The sequence below is a fragment of the Vibrio paracholerae genome, from assembly GCF_037672085.1.
In the GTDB taxonomy this organism is placed as follows: domain Bacteria; phylum Pseudomonadota; class Gammaproteobacteria; order Enterobacterales; family Vibrionaceae; genus Vibrio; species Vibrio cholerae.
The window spans coordinates 1,314,425-1,340,733 of sequence record NZ_JBBHLM010000002.1 but is presented as its reverse complement, the minus strand read 5'-3'; the positions used below and the strand labels follow the sequence as shown (position 1 = coordinate 1,340,733).

Genomic DNA, 26,309 nt, shown 5'->3' with positions numbered 1-26,309 from the left:
AAGTATGAATACGCCAATGTTTACCAGAACTTCCAGCATGGAACGTACTCTTGAAACCAACAAGGTTTTGAAGAATACCTACTTCCTGCTTTCTATGACCCTTGTCACCAGTGCGATTGCCGCAATGGCGACTATGGCTATCGGCATTTCTCCTATCGTGGCTTTGGTGATGCAATTGGCTGCCATTGGCATTTTGTTTTTCGTGATGCCAAAAGCGATTAACTCATCATCAGGATTAGTATGGACCTTCGTCTTTACTGGACTGATGGGTGGTGCTCTTGGCCCAATGCTGAATTTCTATGCGGCGATGCCAAATGGCCCAATCGTTATTGCGCAAGCACTCGGCCTGACCGGCATGGTGTTTTTAGGTCTATCGGCTTACACCATTACCAGCAAGAAAGATTTCTCTTTCATGCGTAATTTCTTGTTCGCTGGCCTGATCATTGTGATTGTTGCGGCATTGATTAACATCTTTGTTGGCTCAACGGTGGCTCATCTGGCTATCAGTAGTGTTTCTGCCCTGGTGTTTTCCGGGTTCATTCTGTTTGATACCAGCCGTATTGTGCGTGGTGAAGAAACCAACTATATCTCAGCAACGATTTCTATGTACTTGAATATCCTGAACCTGTTCACTAGCTTGTTGAGCATTCTGGGTATCATGAACAATAATGATTAATTGCTTAGATTGTTTTATGGTAAGCCCGATGAATCCATCGGGCTTTTTTATGCTTGAGCCATACCTTGAGCTTCGCTACCCTATGCGCAAATTGACAACCACAGATACTCACCATGCTTGAATACCAAGGCAAAACTATCGACACTGACGCCCAAGGCTATCTTCTTGACTTTACGCAATGGGAAGAAGGTATGATCGCTCTTTTAGCAGAGCAAGAAGGGATTGAACTGACGGATGCCCATTTAGAAGTGGTTCATTTTGTCCGTCGTTTCTATGAGGAGTTTAAAACCTCCCCTGCGATTCGTATGTTGGTCAAAGCGATGGAAAAAGAGCACGGCCCAGAAAAAGGCAACAGTAAATATCTGTTTAAACTCTTTCCGAAAGGCCCCGCCAAACAAGCGACAAAACTGGCCGGCTTACCAAAACCGGCGAAGTGCTTATAAGATTTAAAAACTCCATAGCGAAGTCATCGTATTCGGCTTCGCTTTGACACTCTTCCGACTTAACACTACAGAATTTCAAACCCCTGATAATCATGCTCTGACTCACAGCTTAAGCGGCGCACTTGTCGAACGTTGGCAGTTTTAGGGCCGTCCTGCAGCCATAGATACAATGCCTCTAATCTTTCAGATGCACCACAAGCCACGACCTCGACATCTCCGTTATCGAGATTTTTCGCGTAGCCCGTTAAACCCAACTTCAGACCTTGATGAGACGTGTGATAGCGAAAACCCACGCCTTGCACATGGCCTGAAACGATAAACTTATTACACTGTTTATCCATCTCTTCATCCTTATTGGTTCAATTGCGATCCATTATCTGACGCTATTGTACTCAAACACCCTGATGTTACAGGTAAGTGTAAAATGAGTTCATCCTGATGATCATAGTCGAGATCCGCTTTAACCCAAAGATAGTCAATAAATACCCGCTCTTGTACCCAAAGGAAAAGGGGCTTTTCTTTTGCTTTTCTTCATCAGTTCCACGACAATAGCCGCCCATTTCTATTTCCATCTGAGTAGCGTAATGACTCCTGCAATTTATTTGGTCAAAGGTCGAGACAAATCTTTGCGTCGTAAACATCCGTGGATTTTTTCTCGTGGGATCAGCAAAGTCGAAGGGACTCCTGAACTGGGAGAAACGGTCGATGTTTACTCCTTTGAAGGCAAATGGTTAGCCAAAGCCGCCTACTCACCGCATTCACAAATTACTGCGCGTGTCTGGAGCTTTACCAAGCAGCCGATTGATCGCGATTTCTTCATTAAACGCATCGAACAAGCACAATTATTGCGCAACGATATTATCGAACGTGATGGCTTAACCGGTTACCGTTTAATTGCCGCAGAATCAGACGGCTTACCTGGCATTACTATCGACAAATATCAAGATTATTTGGTCTGCCAACTACTGAGTGCCGGTGCCGAGTATCAAAAGCAAACTCTGGTCGAGGCTTTATTACATTGCTTCCCTGAGTGCCATATTTATGAGCGTTCCGATGTTGCGGTACGTAAGAAAGAAGGCCTAGAAGAGCGCGTCGGTGTACTGTACGGTGAATTACCGCCAAAATCGGTCGTGATTGAAGAAAATGGCGTCAAAATCAGTGTCGATATTGTCGGCGGACATAAAACCGGTTTCTATCTGGATCAACGCGATAGCCGCTTCCAATCCATGAAATACGTTAAAGATAAAGACGTCCTGAACTGCTTCTCTTACACGGGAGGGTTTGGTTTATACGCGCTGAAAGGTGGAGCTAAGCGTGTGATCAACGCGGATGTATCTCAGCCAGCCTTGGATACTGCTAAATTCAATGCTGAACTGAACGGTTTCGATATCAGTAAAAAACGCGCCGTTTTCTTGAATGCCGACGTATTCAAATTACTCCGTGAATACCGCGATCAAGGCACACGTTTTGATGTAGTAATCATGGATCCACCCAAATTCGCCGAATCCAAAGCTCAACTGGATGGTGCATGTCGCGGCTATAAAGACATCAACATGCTGGCCATGCAGATCTTAAACCCAGGTGGCACCCTGCTTACCTATTCATGTTCGGGTTTGATGGATCAAGTACTGTTCCAGAAAATCATTGCTGATGCGGCACTCGACGCTGGGAGAGATGTCAAATTCGTGGAGCGTTTTGAACAAGCGGCCGATCACCCAACCGATACCGCTTATCCTGAAGGTTTTTATCTCAAAGGCTTTGCTTGTAAGGTTTTATAAGCGATGGCGTGAGCGAACGTTAGCAAGCATAGAAAAGCGGTCTCAATTGAGATCGCTTTTTACTTGCCACTCTTCACTTTTCACCACGCGGTTACGCCCCAGTTTCTTCGCTGTCAATAATGCATGATCCGCCAACTTCAAAACGGTTTCATAGCTCTCCGCCTGCTGCGCATCGGCAAAGCCAATACTCACTGTCACGTTTAATCCCGGTGCTACTGCAGACAAATCAACCTGTTCAATCTTACAACGCAGTTTTTCAAAATAGCCCCAAGCTTGTTTAGGATCACCTAAATATAAAATCGTGAACTCTTCACCGCCCCATCTTGCCACTCGGGTCTTGTCGCCAACATACCTAAGTAGCTCTTGTGATACCGCTATAATGGCTTGGTCGCCGATAATGTGCGAATAGCGGTCATTAATCTGTTTGAAGTGATCAATATCCAGCAGCGCAATGCTAACTTGCTGATCTGGATTTTGCAGACGAGAAAAGGCTTGTTTGAGGTACATATCAAATGCGCGGCGATTGGCAAGCCCAGTTAAATCATCTTCTTTCGAGAGTCTCTCAAACTTTTCCGCTTGTAGACGCAATTTTTGGGTTTTTAACGCAACCTGCTCGACGAGGTACAGCTCACGCCGTTTCAAAATACGAATTCGCCACATCACCAGAGACACCGCCAGCGCCAGAAACAGCATGCCAGCCATGACAATCACCTCTTTACGCTGCCACCAATGAGGTTCAATGATAAATACGTAACTAAACGTGGCATCATTCCACTCACCATACGGATAACGGGCGCTGACAAAGAATCGATATTTACCCGGCGCTAAATTGGTGTATTCCGCTTGGGTACTATGACCCCGATATGACCAATCTCGATCGAACCCTTCGAGCTTCGTGCGATATTGCAAACGCTCCGACATCACAAAACCTAGCCCCACGTATCCGAAGCTGACCCGATTGGTTCCGGCAGCAGCAATGTACTGCTGATCTGGGTTGATACTCTCACTGTCAAAACTGACCGATTCTAGAACGACCGGTAAGCGCAGTTCACTCAGTTGCTGGAGACGTTGTACCTTGATGCTCGCCACCCCTTTGGCGGTGGCAAAAAGCAGCTCACCATTTGGCAAACTTGCAGACGCGGGATTAGTCCCTCCATTCGCCTGACTGGTTGCCATGCCATCACCTTCATCAAAATGTTCAAATTCGATCTGTGTACTCATACCATCAGCGACCGCTAACATCTGGTCATAATTGAGTTTCCACAACCCACGGTTGCTTGAAAGCCAAACATGCCCCTCACTATCGCGTAACATTTGAAAGAATTTATCGATCGGTAAGCCCGCAGCACGGCCGACTAAAGAGAGGCTGCCATCGCTCAAGCGATAACGCACAATACCTCGATCTGTAGCCATCCAGACATAATCGGATTCCATGTAGAAGCCAAACACATACTGCGCTTGCTCTTGCTTAGTAAGATCTACTGGGCGAATTTTTCCTTGAGCATCAAAATAAGCTACACCGACAGCGCTACCTACCCACAATTTCCCTTCCGAATCCACAGCGAGTGCCAGGATGTAATCATCAGGTAAGGGGGTATTGTTTTTGTTGTATGTCGTCAGCACACCTTGCGGAGTTCTTTTGACAATACCATTTGAAGTACCAATCCAAAGATTATCTTGTGAATCGGTGACAATCGCTCTGACTTCACTGCTGGGTAAACCGTTATGCTCATCCAGCACAGGACGCAACTGGCCGTTTTGCCAAAGGAGCAATCCTTTTTGTACCGTCCCAACCCAGACTTTTGCGCTTTGCTGATCGACTTTGGCCAAACTTAATATCGAAGGACGAGCACCGACTTGAGGCATTAACGCGCTATGTGCCAAGCCCTCTTCAATAATGCTTAATCCACGACTGGTGCCGACCATGACTCGTCGCTCATCTAGCGGCAACAAGGTTCGGACATAATCGCCCACTAATCCTTTATCACTGTTGATATTAATGAAAGGTGCATCACGCAGTCGCATAATCCCAGCATTGGTCCCCACCCATACACTGCCTTCGATATCCTGATACCAAGAGAACACTCGGCTATAGGGCAACCCTCTACTAGGCTCCAAAAATTGCAACTGCTGATCTTTCAGTCGAGCGATACCACTATTGACAGTGCCAATCCACCAGTTCCCGACACGATCTTGCTCCACCAGCGTTACTACCTCTTTCTCAAGCGGTGCAAACAACGATTGAAAACCTTCTTCAGTGTTGACCCAAACACCTTGATCTGTTGCCACGACAAGTTCTTGATTTAAACTGATGGAAATATAGTTAATTCGCTCATAGCGCCCAATCGGCAATTCCATGGCTGACACTTGCCAATCATTAAAGCGATATAACCCTTTATCGGTGGCCGCAAAAATCACTCCATGCTGATTTTTTACCAAACGATAAGCACTGGCATCGGTCAGTAACCATCGATCCGGTCCATAGTGGTTATGGCCCAAATAAGGTCGAACGACCACACCGAGACCTTCAATCGCGAGCCACAAGTTCTGTGCATCATCAATCAATGCACCATTGACTAAACTGGGTGCAGAACGAAAAGATTGCCAGCCATAACTCTGTCTGTGCGTGATACTCCCCCGTGCACCAGCCACCAACAACCCATTGTTATCCATGGGTAATAAGGTGCGAGTTCCGGAGTCAGCCATTCCAGTTTGTGGATTGCGATCAAACACTTGAAAATTGATGCCGTTATATCGCACCACGCCTTCCCAAGTGGCAAACCACAAATAACCATCGCGTGTCTGAGCGATACTATTAATACTGTTGTGCGGTAAACCATCAGTGGAGGTCCACGTCTCCACGAAATAGTCCGAAATATGTTCGACTACGGCATAAGCAGATGAACTGATGATCAGCAAAAACACTGAACAGATCTGCACTCCGTAGCAAGCTAAAAGCCTAATTCCTGTCATTATTCTAATGGTCCTTTATACTGGAAAACCGCCCCTTTAGGGTCTTATACACCTTGAACTTGAAGCCGCTGCGGTATTGGCAGCAACTCCAAGTTGTTTAAGTACAATGGCTTCCAGCATTAAGCTGGATAATTTTATTATTCGCTGATCATCTGGGCATGCCCCAAGTGCACCATCACCGATGATGAAAAGCAGTTTTTTATTTTGAAGCCTAGCTTTCCTTTACTCACTTATCATAAAAAGTGATTCAGGTTTTAGTGACATTGCATGACGACAACGATATCCTTTCAAGGCACTCGGCTATACCTATCCTTTTATTATCCGCCAAGATTTCGCTATTTATTCTTTCATAATCAAACGAAGTGGTGGATTATCTAATTTCTGATCGCACTATTCACCGTGTTTTTCTCATTTTTGTCGCACACAATTCATTATAAAAAATAAACTTTGCTGCCCAAATTTACCAAGATTTCAACCGAAAGAGTGAACATGCGCATCCTATACTGAAACAGTATGTCGATCCTCTAAAATATATCCCCAATAACACTCTGTATTTGTTTGCTCGATAAGGGGCTACACTACGGCTAGATTCATTCCGAGCTAGAACTCGAAATCGTGTAGAGATATACCACCTTCATAAGGAAAACATCATGATTCAAATCGGACAAACCTTACCAGATGTTCAACTGAGCCAAAGAACCAGTGAGGGTACACTGACTCACTCTGTAACCACTTTGTTTGCTAACAAAAAAGTCGTACTGTTTGCCGTACCGGGAGCCTTCACTCCGACTTGCTCAGAAGCGCATCTACCTGGCTATGTCGTCTTGGCAGACAAATTTAAAGAGAAAGGCGTAGATATGATCGCTTGCGTTTCAGTTAACGATGCTTTTGTGATGAAAGCATGGGGCGAAGCGCAAAATGCGAGCGAAATTACCATGCTGGCTGATGGCGACGCGAGCTTCACTAAAGCCTTAGGTCTCGAAATGGACACAGGTAACTTTGGTGGCGTACGTTCGCAACGCTACGCCATGGTGATTGAAAATAACGTAGTCACTCTGCTCAATGTTGAGCCACCAAAAACCTTTGAACTGAGCAAAGCAGAAACTGTACTAGCCAGTTTGTAATTCTAGTCCTCAAAAACCCGACACTGGGTCTTTTGACCGCGTGTCGGGTTGATCGCCTTTATTGAACAACTCTCGTTGCAAACCTTGAACACTATTACTTTAAAGCTACTGGCTTAAACGCTCACCGCTTAACTGCGGATAGCTGGCTAATAGCGCCTTTGCCTGCTCAAAATCAAAATCTTCAATTGCAGAAATTAAGGCGGCTTGCTGCGCCGAATCCCACTGGGAAACTTGGCGAATGGACTTACTCAGACTTAATGCGGTGACATCATAATCATTGATCGCCTGTTGCAACTGCTGATACCACAAACCCCAATCTAGGTTCTCCGCCAATAGCGGCTCTTTATGCTGATGTTCCCACGCAGAGAGTTCATCATCGACTAGGGTTAGTAAGCTTTTAGCTTGTTGAAGCTGCTCAAACGAAGGTGGGATTTGCTGCTCTAGACTCTGCTCCATCTCTGCCGCCAACTGAGCTAAAGCTTCCAATCCTAAATTCGCGGCAGAACCTTTCAGAGTATGAGCCACTCGGGTCGCAGAGCTCCAGTCTTGCGCTTCGATTAACCCTGTTACACTGTTCAGCTCATCAACTTGGCTATCGATAAAGTGACGTAGAATTTCAAAATAGCGTTGTTGATTACCCCCAATCCGGAAGATAGCTTGTTGCAAATCAACTCCCGTCAGCTGAGGCAGATCCAGCAAAGCGCTCATCGCAGGTTTTGATGCGCTGGGTTTATTTGGGGAATGCGATGAAAAGCTCTGCTCATGACTCACCTGAAGAAAATGCCTGAGTACCAGATAAAACTTATCCACTTCAATCGGTTTGGAAAGATGATCATTCATACCTGCTTGCAAGCAGCGTTCAATATCTATCGCCATCGCATTAGCGGTCATAGCAACGATGGGTAAGCTCTGCCACCGCGGATTGGCTCGGATATGCTCAGTCGCGGTGATCCCATCCATCACTGGCATCTGCATATCCATTAACACCAGATCAAAATCGGCATGCTCTAACCTCTCTAGCGCTTCTTGACCATGATTGGCGACCACGACATTAAGGCCAGTGTCTTGGAGTAGGCCAAGCGCAACTTCTTGGTTCACCTCATTATCTTCGACGAGCAACAGACTCTGGCCGGCAAAATTCGGCCTGCTGTTGTGATGCGCTTCGTTCGTCTTATGGCGTACATGCTCAATTCCATAACTGGTCACAATCGCATCCAGCAGATTCGAGGGATTAACCGGTTTGACAATTAAAGCGTCAACCAACTTGCTGTTTTCGCCTTCAAGGTTAATCTCACGTCCATAAGCCGTGACTAAAAAGCTCTTCATGTGCCCACGAAGGCCGAGGGTTTTCACTCGCGTCAGTAGCTCAATGCCATTCATACCCGGCATGTTCCAGTCAACAAACAACATATCAAAGGGTTTCTGTTGAATTTCCGACAGCGCCTCAAACCCATTACTCACCGTCACGACGTTAAAACGCATAGCGGTCAGTAAAGAGTCGAGAATGTGGCGAGCAGAATCATTATCATCCACCACTAACACTCGCTTATCCGCTAGACCATGCACAGGTTGGGAAATATCACGCATTTTGGCATCTTGCAGACCACACACCACAGAAAACTCAAAGGTGGAACCTTTACCTTCTTCACTATGAACGGTAATTTGCCCTCCCATAAGCTCGACCAATTGCTTACTGATGCTCAATCCCTGTGTCTTTGACGGCAAACCGCAGCGTGACTTGCTGTTCATTCAATTGGCTCACTCGTGCAGACAGTACAATTTCGCCTTGTGAGGTAAACTTCACCGCATTACCACACAGATTAACCATCACTTGACCAAGCCTAAGCGGATCGCCAATCAGCCCTAGTGGGATGTGCGGGTCGATATCCATCAAAAACTCAATGCCTTTCTCTTGGGCTTTCAATGAGACAACTGCCGTCACATTATCCAGTACATCATCAAGATTGAAATCGATCCGCTCTACATTGAGTTTACCCGCCTCCATTTTGGAAAAATCCAGAATGTCATTGATGATGCCCAGTAAGTTTTTGGCGGATTCATTAATACGACTCACGTATTTGCGTTGTGTCGTATCGAGTTGGGTATTCAATGCCAGATGTGCCATACCCAAAATTGCATTCATTGGGGTTCGGATTTCATGGCTCATATTCGCCAAGAAGTCACCTTTGGCCTGACTCATCGCGTCCGCCGCCTCTTTGGCTTTGCGGAGTTCATCTTCCATCTCTTTGCGTTCGGTCATATCCAGCAAAATACCGACGATGCCATTGACCTTGTCCGCACGATCGCTAAAAGATGCCTCGTAAACCAGCATTTCACGCTGAACACCCGTGTAATCGACCAAAGAAATTTCGTAATTTTGACTGCTTTGTTGTTTAGTCAACACTTGGTGCGCCGCAGCAAAGCGCTCTGCAACCTCAGCTGGGAAAATCTCTTGCGGCTCTTTATCAATCACTTCGTTATTGTATAAACCCATGAGATCCAAGAACTTGGCATTGACCGTGAGGAATTTACCATCTGCACTCAAGCAGTACATCGGGTTGGGTGTAGCATCGAGGATCTCTTGATTGAGCTGTGATTGTTCAAGCACTTTTCTTTCTGCCAAACGTTGCTGCTCCGCATTTTGGCTAAGTTGAATCGCGACAGAGAGATCGTCAAGCATCTGCGATAACCAATGGTATTGCTGCATTGTCAGCATGCCTACGGTTCCTAACTCCAGTAACGCTATCGGCTGATTATTGACCTGTAGAGGTAGATAATACACCTCATTGAGTGCAATCACTCCTGAGGTAGAAACCACTTGGAAGTTGCCATTAAGTGACTTCATTGCATAAGGCTTGCCCGAACGCAGCACACTACAATGCGTTGTCGTTGGATCACTGTAGTCACGTTGTGCAGACTCCGACTGACCAACACCGGCAATGCGCGTCAGTACGCCATTTTGATAGAGATAAAGACCTATCAGTTCAACGGGAAAATGGTGCAGTAAAAACTGTGTCACCTTATTGCACAAGGCTTCCGTGGTCGGATGGTTACGAATGATGATGTTGAAGTCTTTCACCAAGGTATTAAAACTGAGCTGTTCGGCAATATGGTGAAACACCACATTCAAACTATCGATAAAGCGTTGTAATTCGCCATACGCTTTTTGAGTCAGAGTAAATTCATAATCTTCATTGCGGACTTGCCTCACCACCGTTTTCAATAAAATGCTTAACGGAGCAACGTAGACAATCCAAAGCAGCACAAAAGAAGCCATGATGGCCAACAGTAGCAAACTGACTAAGACTGAGTTAACTCGCTCATAATATTGCGCTTTCTTATCTGCAGATCTCACTTGAGATTCAATACGCCCTACGATATTGGAGTGCGACGACCCAATTGCAGCCATAATTTTAGCTTTCTCGAGAAAATACTTTTCGCTATAAAGCAAAGAACGGGCAAAGTTCAGATCAGGTTCACCGGTGTAGCGGTATTCCCCCGCAAACTCTTTCTTCCACCCCTTCACCGCCATGAAGGCTTCACGCTCCAATGCGACTAACTGATCCGATAACGATAGAGCATTTTGTAATTCAAGAAACTCGACCGACCCAATGCCGGATTGACGAATGCGTTCAATCAATGTGGGATAGCGCTGATTAGCGTTTGGTGTAAGCTCACTCGCATCATTAAGAACAGCGACATCCCAAAACTCGTAATCATTATTGTTTGGCGCTGGCAGTTTGCCACTGCGTACATCCAGAACTTGGTTAAACATGCGCAACCAGCGCTCATTGCCTGTACTGGCATACGCTCGAGCAAACTTAGTCAGATGGTCTGAGCTTTGTTTTAGCTCTTGAGACAGACGATAAAAGTGAAAAAGCTGCTCGCTGTATTGATGACTCTCTAGCCTAAGTTCTGCCACTTGCCGAGTCACTTTAAACATGGCAACCGCCAATACCGACATCAAGCAAAACAGTAGTACAAACATCGCTTTTATCGAGCGCATGCCATCTCCTTCTCTACACAGGATTTTGTGCAACCTATCTTCAAAGTTTAGCTATAGTTTAAGCAACTCATCTCACTTTAATCTTAAATACCTAAACTTTGTGATGAATAGGATGTTTCACATGTCAATGGAAGACCTTAGCCAATGCACAATACTGATCGTCGATGACTCGCCAGACAATATCGCCTTTATGTCGCAAGGGCTGGCGCAATACTATCGAATCAAGGCAGCACGCTCAGGAAAAGTGGCTCTCGAGATCTTGGCGCAATACCCTATCGATCTGGTTCTGCTCGATATTGTCATGCCAGAAATGACAGGCTATGAGGTGATTAATCAAATCAAACATAACCCGCATACCGAGCATATTCCGGTGATTTTTCTTACAGGTAAAAGTAATCCCGAAGATGAACAATTAGGCTTTGAGCTTGGTGCCGTTGATTACGTTTTTAAACCGGTCAGTATTCCGCTGCTGAAATCGCGCGTTCACACTCACTTACAAAATAAGCGCTCTAAAGACATTTTATTGAATCAAAACGATTATCTGGAAACCGAAGTGCTGCGACGGTCCGGAGAATTGGATCGCATGCAAGATGCAGTGGTGTTTGCATTAGCAAGTCTTGCTGAAACACGCGATCCGGAGACAGGTAATCACCTACTGCGTACCCAACATTACGTGAAAGTATTAGCCCAGCGTCTCGCCACCACGGACAAATACCGCGATGTACTGAGCCCGACCGTGATTGATACTTACTTTAAAGCGGCACCGTTGCACGACATAGGTAAAGTCGGCATTCCCGACAATATTCTGCTCAAACCGGGCAAATTGACCCCAGACGAGTTTACCACTATGCGCAATCACGCCTTGCTGGGTAAGCTTGCTCTCGAAAAAGCGGAGAAACTTTCCGGAGCCTGTACCGCGCTCATCAATGCCGCCAAAGAAATCGTGATTGGTCATCATGAGAAATGGGACGGTTCTGGTTATCCCATGGGTCTAAGAGGTGAAGCCATTCCACTCAGTGCCCGCTTAATGGCTCTCGCCGATGTGTATGACGCTTTGATTTGTCGCCGCGTTTATAAAGAGCCGATGAGTCATGAAGAGGCAAAAGCGATCATTTTACAAGGCCGAGGTTCGCATTTTGACCCTATGGTAATAGATGCCTTTTTAATAGAAGAGCAGAACTTCATCGACATTGCACAAAAGTTTGCCGATGAAGAATCTGCTTAACCGTTCACCGGTAGTTAATTAACTTTTGTCTACAGACCAAGCCACTGGTCTTGAGTTTATCTTCATACTCACGAAGCTGTGCCCACAACTCTTCGATGAGTGCGTTAGCTTGATGGATATCAGAAGCGACGGGGGGCGCGTCTGCAAATTTGGATTTTTTCTTTTTCATGCTCTGATGATGAAGGATGAAAATGATCACTCAAGAGAAAAAAGGGGATCAAGTGCTGTTGGTCACACTTTAGAGGTTGTCAATGGGGTGCTGGTGAACGGTTACCAATGTTGAGCCACCAAAAACCTTTGAGCTAAGCAAAGCAGAAACCGTGCTGGCCAGTTTGTAGCCCAAAATAACGCCTTGCCCATCAGCAAGGCGTTAATACTGAAACGAACGTTACAGTATTTAGATAAAGCGACTATTGCGTTGCTTAAGTTATACAACGTTTTAGATGGTGCAATATCAGACTGGTGAGGCTATTGCAGGTTGCTGCCAAACCGTTTTCTTCTGCAATAATGATTGCAGTTCACACCGAATGCTTTGAAGCTCTTTCAGATCCTCTTCGCTTTTCTTTATAGAATAGTCATCCCGTAAACTTTTTAGTTGATCACGAATAGAATCAAGTTGACTTACCTGCAATGGTGCTTGTTTTTTTTCGGCAGTAGCTGCCTTAGTGCTCTTTTCCTTTGTAGTGCCTGTATCGTATCCACCACCCCATAGTTCTCTGGCTAGCCATGATGAGAGCCCCCTCGATATGGGTGTACTTTCTTGAGGCTCTTCACCCATGTAAGCTTCGACATCAAATTCTGAGCTAAATAATTCCGTATCAAATACGCCAATTTCGAGTAAGTTTAATTCCAACGCCTTAACTAATGAGGCTTTTTTCTTTCGACTCTCAATATCTACCTTAATAGCATGTTCATATGCAGCAATCACATGTTCTAATTTCTGGGCCGCAATTTGAATAGCGTCACGCGGCTGATCCCATTCCGCCAGTACCTCTAACAAGCTACGCTCACGGAACGCTAGCTCAGTACCCGTTGCACTGCTGTAAGCTGACACGCCTTCATAGGGAATACCACTCATCATCAACTCTTCGGTAACTTGGTCTAATATTTCATCTAAAGAACCTTGTGGCCGTAGGTCTGCCTTATTGAGAATCACGTATAGGGGCATATCAAGCTCATTTAAACTCGAGAGCTTATCCAAATCATCACGTGGTATAGTGCCATTTGAATCAAGACCAATCACCCAAATTAGTGCCTGCCCCTGAGTAATAAACTCATCTGACACAGCCTGATCTCCCATCGTTGTACCACCTCTCTGTCCAGGGTTGTAACCAGGCAAATCAATAAAAGCGATATGACGCAGCAACTTGAAAGGAATTTCAAGTGACATAAAGGGGACAAGATCGCGGAAGTTAAAACCAAACTCTTCGACAAATTGATGCGACAAGCATGTATATATATGCTTTGACACATCAAAATAACCTCCCTCATGAGAATAGCCACGAATCGCAGTATTATCCGCATGACCAACATAGGTTGGGATCGCAGTGACAGGTTCAATACCAATAGGCAGTTTCACCGTTTCGTCGGCAAAAAAACTGGAAATCAATGACGATTTACCGCTGCTGAAACCACCAGCTACAGCAATGATCGTACGCTCAGCAAATGTGGATAACGAGTCCACCAATCGCAGCTCATCATCCACTGCGCGTATCTCAGTAACTTGCTCCGCCTCATTGGCGAGAACATTAACTCGATTAATCAACGGTAATAAAGAACCATCAATCAATAATTTAATCGATTTATAGTATTCGGACTCATTTTTTATCGGAGATATTGCCGAGCAAATCAGATCATAGCGGCTTTTAAGGTCTAATAACTCTTCAATCTTATTATTTAAAGCGTCGCTAACTTTATTAAGTTCAATATGAGTCTGCTGGTTATTAGCGACCGTAACCTCATACTCAGCACGTAGCTTTTTTATTGACGAACTCAAGGCAGAGAAAAACTTCTCAGCACTGGTAACTGGTAAAGCCACGTTTGTTTTTGCCTCTGTCATTATAATTCCCTCATTTCTGCTTGCATGCGCTTTATTTTTTCTAATGTCAGGGATTTACTCTCAACCTGTTCCTGAAGATCTTTGACCTCTTTAATTAAATCGGCCACTAACTCTTCACCGATATTTTTCTTCATAATATTATCTATCGATGTGCGAACTGACTGAATAAATGCTAAACCATTCGCTTCTAACCGTGAGGCATAGTTTTGCGCAGCTTCTTGATATTCCCTTACACTGCTACCTCTAAGCTTACTGGACTTGGCGAGTTCCGCCGGTAAAGCAGGAACATCGATATCAGGGAAGTTGACCAGTTTATCCACTACACTGCGACAAACCTCTTGCAGTCGGGCAATATCGACTTCATCATCACCAATGGTATCACGCAGTTGCCGAGTCATGCCTTTGACCAGTTCGCGGCGCCATTGAATAAGCGAGCCATTAGCACAATCTTTCATGCCGCTCCGCATAAGTTTGGCTAACCCCTCAAGTGCACGGCGAATCGGCAACGGATTTAGCGTGGCAACTGAACGGGTTCGTTCTTCAGAGCCACCGCCCCATAGATTGCGTGCCAGCCATGACCCTACGCCACTTTTTTCAACTTGATACGTCACTGTCTCTTGCCCTTCAGCGCTTTCCGATCTCTCGTCCAAAATATCGAATGCTTTTTGAATAGTACGCTCAAGATCAGATGGTAACTTTAGCTGGATATTCTCTGCCTGGTTAATGAACTCGCTATTCGTTGCAACAATAGCTTTGCTGGAAACTTGATTTAAGTGTGCAATTCTTGCCTCAAGCGTCGCTTTGTCACCATTTTTTACCTCATTATGTAGATCGGATAAAACACTTAGTACATCGTCTCTGACTTGCTGTAATGTTTGCCATTGAGCATCGATGTATGTTTGCGCTTGCTGTTCGAGTATGTGTACCTTTTTCGCACGAACTATTTCTACAGCATCTTGCAGCCGATCACGCGCTGAAAGTTTTTTGAGGCAGGCTTGTTTCGACTCTGGTAAAGAGAAATAATCGCGATAGTTTTCAGCTAATAGCTTCATCGCATGTTCTGCACCATCGTCGCCTATCCCGTCATTTTGCAGCAAAGTCTCACAAATTCCTGAAGTAACAATTAACCGCTCACTAATGTCAGCGGTGATGCTACTAAGGACTTCGTTTTCAGTACCACTCAAAGCACTAATCGCCTGTTTCGTCAAAATTTGATGCAGTTTACTGAGCGCTACATGTAAGTCTCCCTTGGCCTCATCACGCAAATTTGAGTGTAGTTGCATATCGGATTGGCTAGCCACCAAATATATTTCTTGCGTTCCTTCACGGGCACTTAAGCGATCAGCCAACTCAAAGTCCTGCTGGCTAAGGAACTGCCCTGCTGGACTGACCAAAAAAGCAGCATTGCATTCTTTTAAACGTTCGTAAGTGCGCTGTTCACGTGATTTAACCGGATCATTAACCCCAGGCGTATCAATAACTTCAATCCCCTGTAGCGAGAGCAGCGGTAAACCTAAAACCAACTCACGAGTAAATGGCATAAACTTACCCGACGCCCCAACATATTGGGTTAATTCGCTATTTAAGTCCTCAATTGAATCTCCAGTTAATACACGCACCTCTCCCAGTTCACCGACATCAACGCCAGAGGCTTCCATTCGCAAACAGATATCGGCAGCCGCGGCTAAGGCACCATTTTCACTCACTTCACGAATAGCTTTTTTATGCAGAATATTCTCATCCAATGGTGGCATTGAACGCATTGGATTTTGCTTCTGACGCTCGGAATATTCTTTTTTGTAATGCTCAATCAAATAGGCAACTTCTTCTTTATATTCTTGTGCCTTTATCTGTAGATCACGGATATCCTCAGATGAGAAGAAATGTACTTCCGCGGTAAACTTTGGCGCATATCGGATCGAGGTCAACGCTGCCGTCATTGGAGTCGCAGCCTTTGGCAAAACCTCCTTACCGTCAAACAATAAAGCGTTAATTAATGAAGACTTACCTGCTTTAACACGACCAATAACACCGATTTTTAGTGATCGCCCTGATTGCTGCAATGCTTCCAGATGCTTTTGGGCATCCTTGTGTTCTGCGAAGCCACCTGGTTTCAACTTGCTACGCATAGGCGTATTGACTAGGTCATCATAGCGAGCTATTTTTCGCTCAAATTCTTCCAATACTGTTAAATATTTTTCTGAACTTACTGCCATCAAATAATCACTCCATTAGCGTTTTGTTGCATTTCACTGCGAATTTGTTTTAGGGAAGATAAAGAAATTTCCAACTGACTCGCTTCCTGTCCAGTCGTTTTGGCCATCTCGTCATACAAAGATTTCTGAGCACTGATTTTTTGTGCTACTTGTTCTGAAGTGACGCGAATCAGCTCCGCCTCAATACACAGCAAAGACTCGTTCACTTGAGGTCGCAACTGTGTTAAGACACCAGGAATAACTTGATTACAGATCGCTTCGCGCAACTGGTTAGCTTCAGTTTTCCGTCTTAAGCTACCAAATAACTCTCCAATAATTCCTGGCAAAATGGCAAAAACCACTTTAAGAATAGGATTAGGAATCAGTATTGCTATTGTGCTGAGTGATATGATATTCCCAACACTCTTTCCTTTATTAGCGTGATGTCCTTTATCTGTTGCTATTGAGTCATTCAAACCTGCTATGGCATTCATAGCCTGCGATTCAATAGTAGAAATTAGACCCTCGACCCAATTATGATCATTAGAGCCCAACGCTAGACCACTGATGTTGATATTATCGGAGAATTGATAAGCTATGTTCGCTGTCGTTTGCTTTAACAATGCTTGAATTTCTACGCTGAGAGTAGAGCGAACCAGATCACCAATGGTGTTACGTAACTGTGTCTCACCCATACGTGCCTGTATCAGCAGTTCCTCGGTGGCTTTGCGTAGCGTTTGCTCTAACCTACTTAAAATCAGGTCGCTTTTTTGTACAACCCCCCTTTGCTTGATCTCTTGCAACATTCGGTCACGATCGGCATCTAAATTATCTAACGCCTGTTCAGCTTCTTTTAAGGCTTGGGCAATGTCAGAAGCATTTGCATTCAGTGCATTAATGGCCGTATTAACCATACCGTCGGCATCGAAGAAAAGGGTTTTCACCATTGGTAAGACCATCACATCAAACAGTGCAGTTTTATTTGCTTCATTAATTGTTGCGAGCATATCAGCTGCATTATCTTTATTTACTGTACCAGCAACCGACTCACCAGTAAGTGTAATTAAGCAATCTGTCACATAATCACGTGCAGATTCGAGCTCCTGTGGCGATGCTAAATCTGTTTTGGTCAGGAAAACTTTTACACAGCGACCAAGATCCAAAATCTCCTCAATTCGCCGCAGATCTTGGCGACTAATGCTGCCAGCTTTACAATCGATCAAATATAGATACATGACTCCAGTCGTTATATAGCGCAGAATGGCTTCATTGTGTTTATTAATTCCAGAATCAAACCCCGGCATATCAACCATTACCAAAGGCTCTATCTGCTGTAAAACTGGGCTATTAAGGTAGAGACGCACTAACTGATAATTTCCAGCATTAGCTGATAGCATGGAGAGTTCAGAAATTTCATGCTCACTCCATGCCCCCGCTTGTGATAGCGCCATCATTTTTTCTTCAGTACTGAAGTGAAGTTCGGCTGGGATTGATGTTTCAGGAGATACTTTTTCTGGCAAAACTTTTCGTTCAAGAAGAGTATTCAGTGCGGTAGATTTTCCGGTACTAAAACCACCGACAACTGGTACGTATAGTACTTGCTGTGCCACAGCAGTTGTCACTTCTTCAATCGAAGTTTGTAGAATACTCGCTGACTTTTGTAACAACTCGGGAGTGAAACCAGCCGCTGTATTGATATGTTTACTTAACCCTTGTAAATAATCTAAGATTTCCTGCTTGCGTTTAGTTTCCATTATAAATTTCCCTCTATGAACCGACTAAACAATGACTTGCTCTTTGTTCATTACGCAAAGAAAGCTGCTTATTGAATTTAAATCAAGGTTTAATCAGTTTTGCGATCATGGTCGTTATACCACCAGTTTGGTTTAAGCTATCTATTTTTAAGTCCCTAGTAAGAAAATTTCCGCCTTAAATGACGTTTAAACACTATTGACAAATCAAATATTAATCAACTGGTTGTTATGCGCTTATATACACTAAAATTGGATAAGAAACTCGGTTTTTGAGTGCAATTTCTCATGTAAAACAACCAAATTGTGATCGGTTTTTGCTTCTGTGCTCGGGCTCAAGCACAAATGGTTATCTCTTAATCAACACCTTGTTTGACTGAAAGAGGAATGTGCTAAGTGGCTGAGTAAGGTGGTCTCTAACGACTGGCGCATACGCACAAAAGGGATTTCAGCTAACGTAATCGTCGCTTGGCTAGTATCCAGCTCTCCTTGACCATTTTTTCCCGTAATCCAACGACTTTGTTTGGTGGGATACCAGAAATCGCGCACAAATTCGAAGGCTTCATTGACAAAAACATGGCTGAGAACATCTTGTTCACGACCAAACATCGACATCGCATAACCAAAATAGAATGCCATTGTTTTGCGACCTCCCGCCAAGAAACCATGAATGGCACAGTTGTCGTCTTGCGTTAATTCAAACACTTTGCGGGTCATAAAGTCGGCCATCGTGGTGTGATCATCAATGGTTTTGTATCATCAATCGGCAAGCCGTTGTCGCCTTCAATCAGCCAAATATGACTTTCATCAAAGGCAAAATCAGGCAATTGGTATTCATCTTTTAAAGCTTGTAAATGACCATCGCGGAATAGACCATTGATTAGCGCTGGTTTGGCACTTTGCGTGGTGATCACATAGACAAGGCCGCCCACTTTGAAAAATGGCGTAAAGGGTTTCAGTTAGAACCTACGGGCTAGCCCCTGTGGTTGATAAGAGAATGTTTTTCATACAAAAATCTGGAATCGAGTTTAACGCCGTTTATCGGCAATCTTGCTTATGTGCTAGGTTGCCGATCACGCTTGTGCTACTGCTGAATAGAAATTGAGGGGAATCAAAGCCGCGAAACCCATAATCTAAGCTGACTACTGTGCATCAGGCTGATTTTCTGGAGTAGCCTGCGCAAACGCAGGCAAAGCACGTAACCTTGCTGCAATCTGCTGTAAGGTGGGATAACGACTCATATCGAGATCAAATCGCTCAGCGTTATAAACTTGAGGCACTAAACAGACATCGACCAGAGACAAGCGATTACCCACACAATATTCCCCTGCCGTATAGCGCAATTTCTCTTCCAAACCTTGAAAACCTTTATCAATCCAGTGGCGATACCATTGATTTTTTTCTTCATCGGCTACACCAAGCTTTGCGGTAAGATACTGCAAAATCCGCAAGTTATTGAGCGGATGGATATCCGCTGCGATGTCTAACGCTAACGCTTTCACCTGATAACGCTCGGCACCTCGCTCTGGGATCAAACGGGGGGCGGGATAGGTTTCATCCAAATACTCAATAATCGCCAGCGATTGATTCAAGCAGAGCTCACCATCGATAAGCACAGGAATCAACTCGCTAGGATTGAGGCGATGAAACTCGGCATGATGCTGCTCCCCTCCCTCACGGCTAAGATGCACGGCGCGTGACTCGTAAACCAACTGTTTAATATTGAGGGCAATACGCACTCGATAGGCGGCTGACGAACGCCAATAACCATAGAGAATTAAACTCATCACATTTCCTTGTTGTACTGCATCACCTGTTGCTCAATCGCACCAAAAATACTCTGTTGCTGTGGATTGAGCATCTCAATTCGCACCGTATCACCAAAGCGCATGAAGGATGTTTTAGGCTCACCATCACGCAGCGTTTCTATCATTCGCAGCTCAGCAATGCATGAATACCCTACGCCACCTTCACGGATTGCACTGCCATAATCGGTTCCCTGCTTATTGGAAACGGTGCCCGACCCTATGATCGAGCCCGCACACAGTGCTCGTGTTTTCGCTGCATGAGCGATTAACTCTGGGAATGAAAAAGTCATATCCACGCCGGCATTGGGGCAGCCAAACAGTTCGTGGTTATAGGTGGTACGTAATGGCAGGGCAAGGCGCGCGCCATCCCACGCCTCACCAAGCTCATCCGGAGTCACCGCGACAGGTGAAAAAGCCGAAGAAGGTTTGGATTGATAGAAACCAAACCCTTTAGCGAGTTCGTTGGGGATTAAACCACGCAGTGACACATCATTGACCAGCATCAGTAGCCGAATGGCCTGCGCCGCTTCTTGCACTGAGCTTCCCATCGCCACATCGGCAGTTACCACCGCCACTTCTGCTTCAAAATCGATCCCCCACGCTTCATCCGCCATCAGGATCGGACTCCGCGGGGCTAAAAACGTATCTGATCCACCTTGATACATCAGAGGATCCGTCCAGAAACTGGCGGGCATTTCTGCGCCACGCGCTTTGCGCACCAATTCCACATGGTTAACGTAAGCGGAACCATCCGCCCAATGGTAGGCTCTAGGCAACGGAGATAAACACTGCTCTGGGTCGAACAAACGGGCAGTAATAGTACGTTCATTCAGTGCGCAATAGACATCTTGCAACGATGCTACCACCGCATCCCAATTATCGAGCGCCTGCTGTAAAGTACTGGCAATCTCCGGTACCGCAACACACAGGGTTAAGTCACGGCTGACGACCGCCAACTGACCATCTCGCGTACCATTATTCAGGGTCGCTAACTTCATATCGCCCTACTCCTTTTTACTCTGCCAACTGTAAACATACTGACGATTTTCCACCTGCTGCGCTGCGTCACTAAACTGTAGCGCATGGCGGGTATCAATCATGACCGCCACTTCATCAGTGAATTTTTTGCGATATTCCAAGCCTGCTTGGAACGCTTTCGGATGCGGCCCGTGAGTAAAACCCGCAGGGTGGAAGGTCACCATGCCGGCTTCAATATTATCGCGGCTGAAAAAATCTCCAGCGTGGTAAAACAGCACTTCATCATAATCATCATTATTGTGATAAAACGGCACTTTGAGCGCGCCGGGATCACTTTCAATGGGACGAGGGACAAAAGTACACACCACAAAACCTTGGCCGACAAAGGTGGTATGTGCCGAAGGCGGAAGATGGTAGCGATGCGACATCAGCGGGCGAATATCGCGCCAGTTGAGGCGCACGACAGAGAGATCGCCATGCCAACCCACCGCATCCAAAGGATTAAACGGGAAGGTGATGGTACTTAGCTGCCCATGACGTTTCACCTGCACTTGCGTCTGCTGCTCAGAGTATTGTGCGCGGAATGGATCATTGATCGAAGGCACGTCCAACACCGCAGGATCAAACACCGCGTGATTGCCGACTAAGCCTTTTTCGGGTAACGCATAAGCGGCATCGGTGTTTTCAATCATCAAGATAAACAAGGGCTCAATCGGCTCTAGACGCCAGTTGGTCGAGCGCGGGATCAGCACATAATCGCCCTCACTGACGACCATATGGCCATAGTCACAATAGAGATCCGCTTTACCTTGATGGATAAACAGCAGCTCATCACCATCGGCATTGCGCGCCAAGGCTGGCATAGCTTGAGTAAGCTTCCACACCCGCACTTTCACTTCATGGTTGTGCAGTAACAGGGGCACTTGCCAAGGAGACAAAGCATGGATCCCTTCCACATGATTGAAGTTGAAGGCGCGTGGACGCAGTTCGCCTTCCCACTCGCTCCAACCTGTCGGTGCATGTTGATGATGAAAATGCGCCGCGGGGCCAAAAAAGCCACTGCGCCCCGCTTCACGTTCGTAAATCGCCTGCTCTGGGAAATCCGCATGCGCCTGCCTGGAACAAGTGCCTTCACGATGCGGAAAAGTGATCCATTTATGCATCAGTCAATACTCCACGGCGGATCTGATCTTCTTCAATCGATTCAAACAGCGCTTTGAAGTTACCTTCACCAAATCCTTGATTACCTTTGCGCTGAATGATTTCAAAGAACACAGGCCCAATCACAGTTTGAGTGAAGATTTGCAGCAAAATGCCATCTTTCATCGGTGCACCATCAATCAAAATACGTAAGTCACGCAGGGCTTGCACATCTTCTTGATGTCCCACCACTCGCTGATTCACCTTGTCGTAATAGGTGTCTGGCGTGGGCATAAAGTCCATACCACGTTCACGCAAGGTTTTCACACTGTGGTAAATATCCTCGGTACTGAGCGCAATATGCTGGATACCTTCGCCTTTGTACTCACGAATAAACTCTTCGATTTGCGATTTATCGTCAGAGGACTCGTTGATCGGAATACGGATTTTGCCACAGGGCGCGGTCATGGCTCGGCTCACCAACCCCGTCAGTTTGCCCTCAATATCAAAGTAGCGAATTTCACGGAAGTTACCAATCCGCTCATAAAAACCTGCCCACAGGTTCATGTTGCCACGTTTCACGTTGTGGGTGAGGTGGTCAATTTCATACAAACCCACTTGCGCTTTGGCAAGGCGCTCTTTGCTATCAGGGTAGAAATGAAAATCGACATCATAGATGCTGCGATCGCCATAACGATCGACAAAATAGAGCAAGCTATCACCAATCCCGATCACCGCAGGAATGCTTAACTCCATAGGCCCAATCTCAGTTTTGTACTCGACGGCACCATTAGCTTGCGCATGCTTGAGAGCAATCGCCGCGTCTTTCACGCGAAACGCCATACCGCATACCGAAGGGCCATGCTGTTTAGCAAACGCTTCAGCTTGGCTACGAGGCTGTGCGTTGACAATAAAGTTGATGTCACCCTGACGATACAACCAAGCTTCTTTAGAACGGTGTTTAGCAATTTCGGCAAAGCCCAGAGAGGTGAAGAGGTGTTTGAGGCTGGCAATGCCCTGCTCATCAGCGGCAGTATATTCCACAAATTCAAAGCCATCTGTACCGAGTGGGTTTACGCTATCCATCATCATCGTTTCCTTGGTGTGTTGAGTTGAAGTAACCATGGCTGAAATAATTCATAAAGAAAATCCCAGCTCTGCAAATGGTTTAACTCACCCCAAATCACCAAAAGGTAACAATTTTATTACATTCAACACATCTAAGATCAACGCCACAAAAACCCTTGCCCTAATCCTACAAAACTTAAACATAACTCATTGAATATTAATAAATAGTTAAAATTTCATGTCTAAATTTCGTGAATTTACACTCATCTGAGAAGAGTAAAGCCAAGCTTACAATGTAACGATATTGTTACTTTCAATTCATACCAGACGTAGCTGGAGCCTCTCTATTGACACCACTAAGCCTTGCAACGCTCTGGTTTCTATTTCCCTCTGGTTTTCAGGCTTTTTTTGATTTAACGCATCATCAGTCAAGTCAATTGCAGGCATGGTGACAACTTCTGTTCCCTAAGAGGTATTCCTATGAGTCTGATTAATACCCAGCGCCTTGTTGACCACTTCCTACAACTGATTCAGATCGATAGCGAATCGGGCAATGAAAAAAAGATTGCTGAAACGCTCGCGGAACAACTGGGCGAACTTGGTTTCATCGTACATAAACTCCCTGTTCCGGCGGAGGTGTCAAACGGCTTTAACCTGTATGCCCGCCTAGAAGGCAAACTCAATGACAGTATTCTGTTTAGTTGCCACATGGATACGGTTAAACCGGGTATCGGCATTGAGCCTGTGATTGAAGATGGCATTATCCGTTCCAAAGGCAACACGATTTTGGGTGGCGATGACAAATCTGGCATTGCCGCGATCCTTGAAGCGGTACGTGTTCTGCGCGATAGCCAGCAAGCGCACAAAACCATTGAGATTGCTTTCACTGTGCATGAAGAAGGCGGTCTGAAAGGTTCTGAGCATTTTGATATGAGTAAGGTGCAAGCAGAGAAAGCGATTGTTCTCGACACAGGCGGTCCAATCGGCACTATCGTGCGTGCAGCACCGGGTCAGCAAAAAATCGTCGCACTGATCAAAGGTAAACCCGCTCATGCTGGTTTGGTACCGGAAGATGGGATCAGCGCCATTGCGGTGGCCGCTGATGCAATTACTCAAATGAAACTGCTGCGAATTGACGAAGAAACCACGGCTAACATCGGTATTGTGCAGGGCGGTCAAGCGACGAACATTGTGATGCCTGAGCTGAAAATCGTGGCGGAAGCGCGTTCACTCAACGATGCCAAACTCGAAGCGCAAGTTCAGCACATGATTGAAACTTTTGAACGTGCCGCGGAAAAGCATGGCGCAACCGTTGAGATTGAATCGACTCGCGCTTACAACGCCTTTAAGTTGGAAGAAGATAACGCGCATATCCAAGCGATCAAAGCGAGCTTTGAAACAATCGGTATTGAACCGAAAACCAAACTGAGTGGTGGTGGCAGCGATGCCAATAACTTCAATGCGAAAGGGTTAACCACGGTCAATCTATCTACAGGCATGGCCAAAGTACATACCACTGAAGAGTACATCGCGATTGCGGATATGGTGAAAATTGCCGAATTCGTCTGTGCTTACACGACGGCCTAATCGAGTACTTGAGTCATTAATAAAAACCGGAAGCAAATGGCTTCCGGTTTTTATTTAAACTGATTTTAATATGTGGAACTTACTATCGGAGCTTTTAAGCCGCGGCGAGCCAGTAACACAAACAGTAAAATCAGCACGGGATAGCGCAGAGTTTCACCTACTAACATATAGAATGAACTGTGGTTGAAAGGCTCAATCAACAAGGAGATTCCCTGATCGGCTAACAGTAATAGCGCGATCATCAGCAACACCCCACGCAATGAAAGCGATGAAGAGCTTGGCGTTAAGAGGGTCACTAGACCAGATATCGTCACCAATAACGCAATCCATTGCGTAAAAATGGGTTGTGGCCAGATAATTGCGAGGATCACGCAAGCGACCGTCAATCCCCACCAAACCGACTTCGAACAAAGTAAATTCTCGACATTCACACCCGGTTTTAAATCAAGACGAATAATGTGCCAAGCGACTAAAGCACCCACTAATGCGCCAGTGGCAAGATCGCTGAGAAAGGCACTGCCTGAATAGAAAGAAGCAAACGATAGCCAAGCAAACAGACCTACCCACGCACGCATGACCCAACGTTGAGTTAACTCTTGTTGCACATGCCACAGTAGTACACCTAAGCAGCTCCAAAGCGCGATAGGCAAATTAGGGAAAGCAAAACCGTAGCTTGGATACAGTTCTAATGCGGGTTGGTAAACATGTGGTCTTGGTAAAGCGAATCCCTGCTGAGCGACGAGGCAAAGCAAGGATGTGACCGACATTGCAAACAAAATCTTGTAACAGTAAGGTTTGCCAAGCTGCCAATAAAGAAAAGGAAACAAAACTAAGGCTACTACTGGAAGATTAAAAACCATCCCGCTTAAGATCAGATTCTGTAACCATGGCATACTCTTTTTTAGCTGGGCGACACCATGTTGTAATTGTCCCAACCACTCTAATTCCACTTGCTGAAATTGAGGAGCCGCTTTATGGAGCTCTGCCACATAATCCACAGTTTGATTTTGGCTGACTTTAAACAAATCAGCCAGCAAGGGCCACTGCTCCGGATAACGATACTGCTCAGCCTTTATAAGTCTCGGATTGATCAACATGGCAGAGACGGTTTCAACCCCATAGTCCGGCGCAAACCAGATTGGCAATTCGTATCCCCCAAAACCATTTTGGTAAGAGTAAGCGATCACCTGAGATTCACTGACGCATTCATAGATTAACGCAGTCGGCGTCTGACCAATCAAACGCCCAACAGAAACCACCATGCCAGTTTCTTGCCATGTTTCACGCTGAGCCGCCATTTGAGGTGTTTCACCCGCTTCAATCGTACCGCCGGGCAATGAGAGTTTTCCGGTGAGCACTTCTTGGGTCATCACCAATTTATTATCACCACGGATCAAACATAAAACGCCGCGATAAGCTGCCTCTTCTTCTTGGCTAGATAGCGCAGAAAAAGAAAGCCCCATGCAGAATGTGAAACCCAACACTAACCAAAATGCGC

Annotated in this window: 16 protein-coding genes and 3 pseudogenes; 7 read left to right on the top strand and 12 right to left on the bottom strand. The window is 45.6% G+C overall.

All coding sequences use genetic code 11. From position 1 onward, the window contains the following. The first annotated feature begins 4 nt into the window (after positions 1–4). Both R4537_RS11435 and R4537_RS11430 read left to right on the top strand, forming a co-directional pair. A complete protein-coding gene (locus tag R4537_RS11435; RefSeq protein ID WP_071179552.1) occupies positions 5–676 on the top strand; it encodes a Bax inhibitor-1/YccA family protein in 672 nt (223 codons plus the stop codon). Positions 677–789: 113 nt separating this feature from the next. Then, positions 790–1,119, top strand: a complete 330-nt coding sequence (locus R4537_RS11430; protein ID WP_000895407.1) for a TusE/DsrC/DsvC family sulfur relay protein — start codon at positions 790–792, stop codon at positions 1,117–1,119. A gap of 65 nt (positions 1,120–1,184) precedes the next feature. On the opposite strand, the gene yccX is transcribed toward R4537_RS11430, so the two are convergent. Beyond that, complete coding sequence (gene yccX / locus R4537_RS11425; protein WP_071179551.1) at positions 1,185–1,460, bottom strand: acylphosphatase; 276 nt, start codon at positions 1,458–1,460, stop codon at positions 1,185–1,187. 243 nt (positions 1,461–1,703) lie between these two features. Between yccX and R4537_RS11420 the strand changes: the two genes are divergently transcribed. Continuing rightward, positions 1,704–2,897 (top strand): class I SAM-dependent methyltransferase, encoded by a 1,194-nt coding sequence (locus R4537_RS11420; RefSeq protein ID WP_000186579.1) that lies wholly within the window; start codon positions 1,704–1,706, stop codon positions 2,895–2,897. A gap of 42 nt (positions 2,898–2,939) precedes the next feature. Here R4537_RS11420 and R4537_RS11415 read toward each other — a convergent pair whose 3' ends face one another. Next, positions 2,940–5,870: a diguanylate cyclase gene (locus R4537_RS11415; RefSeq protein ID WP_071179550.1), complete on the bottom strand. Its 2,931-nt coding sequence runs from the start codon at positions 5,868–5,870 to the stop codon at positions 2,940–2,942. A gap of 650 nt (positions 5,871–6,520) precedes the next feature. On the opposite strand from R4537_RS11415, the gene R4537_RS11410 reads away from it, so the two are divergent. After that, complete coding sequence (locus R4537_RS11410) at positions 6,521–6,994, top strand: peroxiredoxin (protein WP_000614591.1); 474 nt, start codon at positions 6,521–6,523, stop codon at positions 6,992–6,994. 105 nt (positions 6,995–7,099) lie between these two features. Here R4537_RS11410 and R4537_RS11405 read toward each other — a convergent pair. Beyond that, a pseudogene (locus R4537_RS11405) lies at positions 7,100–11,000 on the bottom strand (PAS domain-containing hybrid sensor histidine kinase/response regulator). A 121-nt stretch (positions 11,001–11,121) separates the two neighbouring features. Between R4537_RS11405 and R4537_RS11400 the strand changes: the two are divergent. After that, positions 11,122–12,225, top strand: a complete 1,104-nt coding sequence (locus tag R4537_RS11400; RefSeq protein WP_071179549.1) for a response regulator — start codon at positions 11,122–11,124, stop codon at positions 12,223–12,225. A 266-nt stretch (positions 12,226–12,491) separates the two neighbouring features. Next, a pseudogene (locus tag R4537_RS11390) lies at positions 12,492–12,563 on the top strand (peroxiredoxin); the annotation flags it as partial. 116 nt (positions 12,564–12,679) lie between these two features. On the opposite strand, the gene R4537_RS11385 reads toward R4537_RS11390, so the two are convergent. From R4537_RS11385 to hppD, 8 genes and pseudogenes are all read right to left on the bottom strand, one after another. Continuing rightward, positions 12,680–14,284 carry a GTPase domain-containing protein gene (locus tag R4537_RS11385; protein WP_071179548.1) on the bottom strand — a complete coding sequence of 535 codons (1,605 nt, stop codon included), beginning with the start codon at positions 14,282–14,284 and terminating at the stop codon, positions 12,680–12,682. Further along, positions 14,284–16,500: a dynamin family protein gene (locus tag R4537_RS11380; RefSeq protein WP_071179547.1), complete on the bottom strand. Its 2,217-nt coding sequence runs from the start codon at positions 16,498–16,500 to the stop codon at positions 14,284–14,286. Before R4537_RS11380 ends, R4537_RS11385 begins: the two co-directional genes overlap by 1 nt. After that, a complete protein-coding gene (locus tag R4537_RS11375) occupies positions 16,500–18,233 on the bottom strand; it encodes a dynamin family protein (RefSeq protein ID WP_071179546.1) in 1,734 nt (577 codons plus the stop codon). Before R4537_RS11375 ends, R4537_RS11380 begins: the two co-directional genes overlap by 1 nt. A 366-nt stretch (positions 18,234–18,599) precedes the next feature. After that, a pseudogene (csm6, locus tag R4537_RS18710) lies at positions 18,600–19,238 on the bottom strand (CRISPR-associated ring nuclease Csm6); the annotation flags it as partial. A gap of 134 nt (positions 19,239–19,372) precedes the next feature. Continuing rightward, on the bottom strand, positions 19,373–20,017 hold the full coding sequence (gene maiA / locus R4537_RS11360) for a maleylacetoacetate isomerase (RefSeq protein WP_071179545.1): 645 nt from the start codon (positions 20,015–20,017) through the stop codon (positions 19,373–19,375). After that, complete coding sequence (locus R4537_RS11355) at positions 20,017–21,036, bottom strand: fumarylacetoacetate hydrolase family protein (RefSeq protein ID WP_071179544.1); 1,020 nt, start codon at positions 21,034–21,036, stop codon at positions 20,017–20,019. The genes maiA and R4537_RS11355 overlap by 1 nt, the downstream gene beginning before the upstream one ends. 6 nt (positions 21,037–21,042) lie before the next feature. After that, positions 21,043–22,179: a homogentisate 1,2-dioxygenase gene (locus R4537_RS11350; RefSeq protein WP_071179543.1), complete on the bottom strand. Its 1,137-nt coding sequence runs from the start codon at positions 22,177–22,179 to the stop codon at positions 21,043–21,045. Continuing rightward, entirely contained in the window at positions 22,172–23,245 is a 1,074-nt protein-coding gene (hppD, locus tag R4537_RS11345; RefSeq protein ID WP_071179542.1) for a 4-hydroxyphenylpyruvate dioxygenase, read from the bottom strand. Before hppD ends, R4537_RS11350 begins: the two co-directional genes overlap by 8 nt. Before the next feature lie 459 nt (positions 23,246–23,704). On the opposite strand from hppD, the gene R4537_RS11340 reads away from it, so the two are divergent. Beyond that, the gene (locus R4537_RS11340) at positions 23,705–24,811 is read left to right on the top strand and encodes a tripeptidase T (protein ID WP_071179541.1); all 1,107 of its coding nucleotides are present in this window, start codon (positions 23,705–23,707) and stop codon (positions 24,809–24,811) included. A 65-nt stretch (positions 24,812–24,876) separates the two neighbouring features. Here the strand turns inward: R4537_RS11340 and R4537_RS11335 are convergent, their stop codons facing one another. Then, positions 24,877–26,274 (bottom strand): bifunctional NUDIX hydrolase/phosphatase PAP2 family protein, encoded by a 1,398-nt coding sequence (locus R4537_RS11335; protein WP_071179584.1) that lies wholly within the window; start codon positions 26,272–26,274, stop codon positions 24,877–24,879. Positions 26,275–26,309 lie beyond the last annotated feature (35 nt).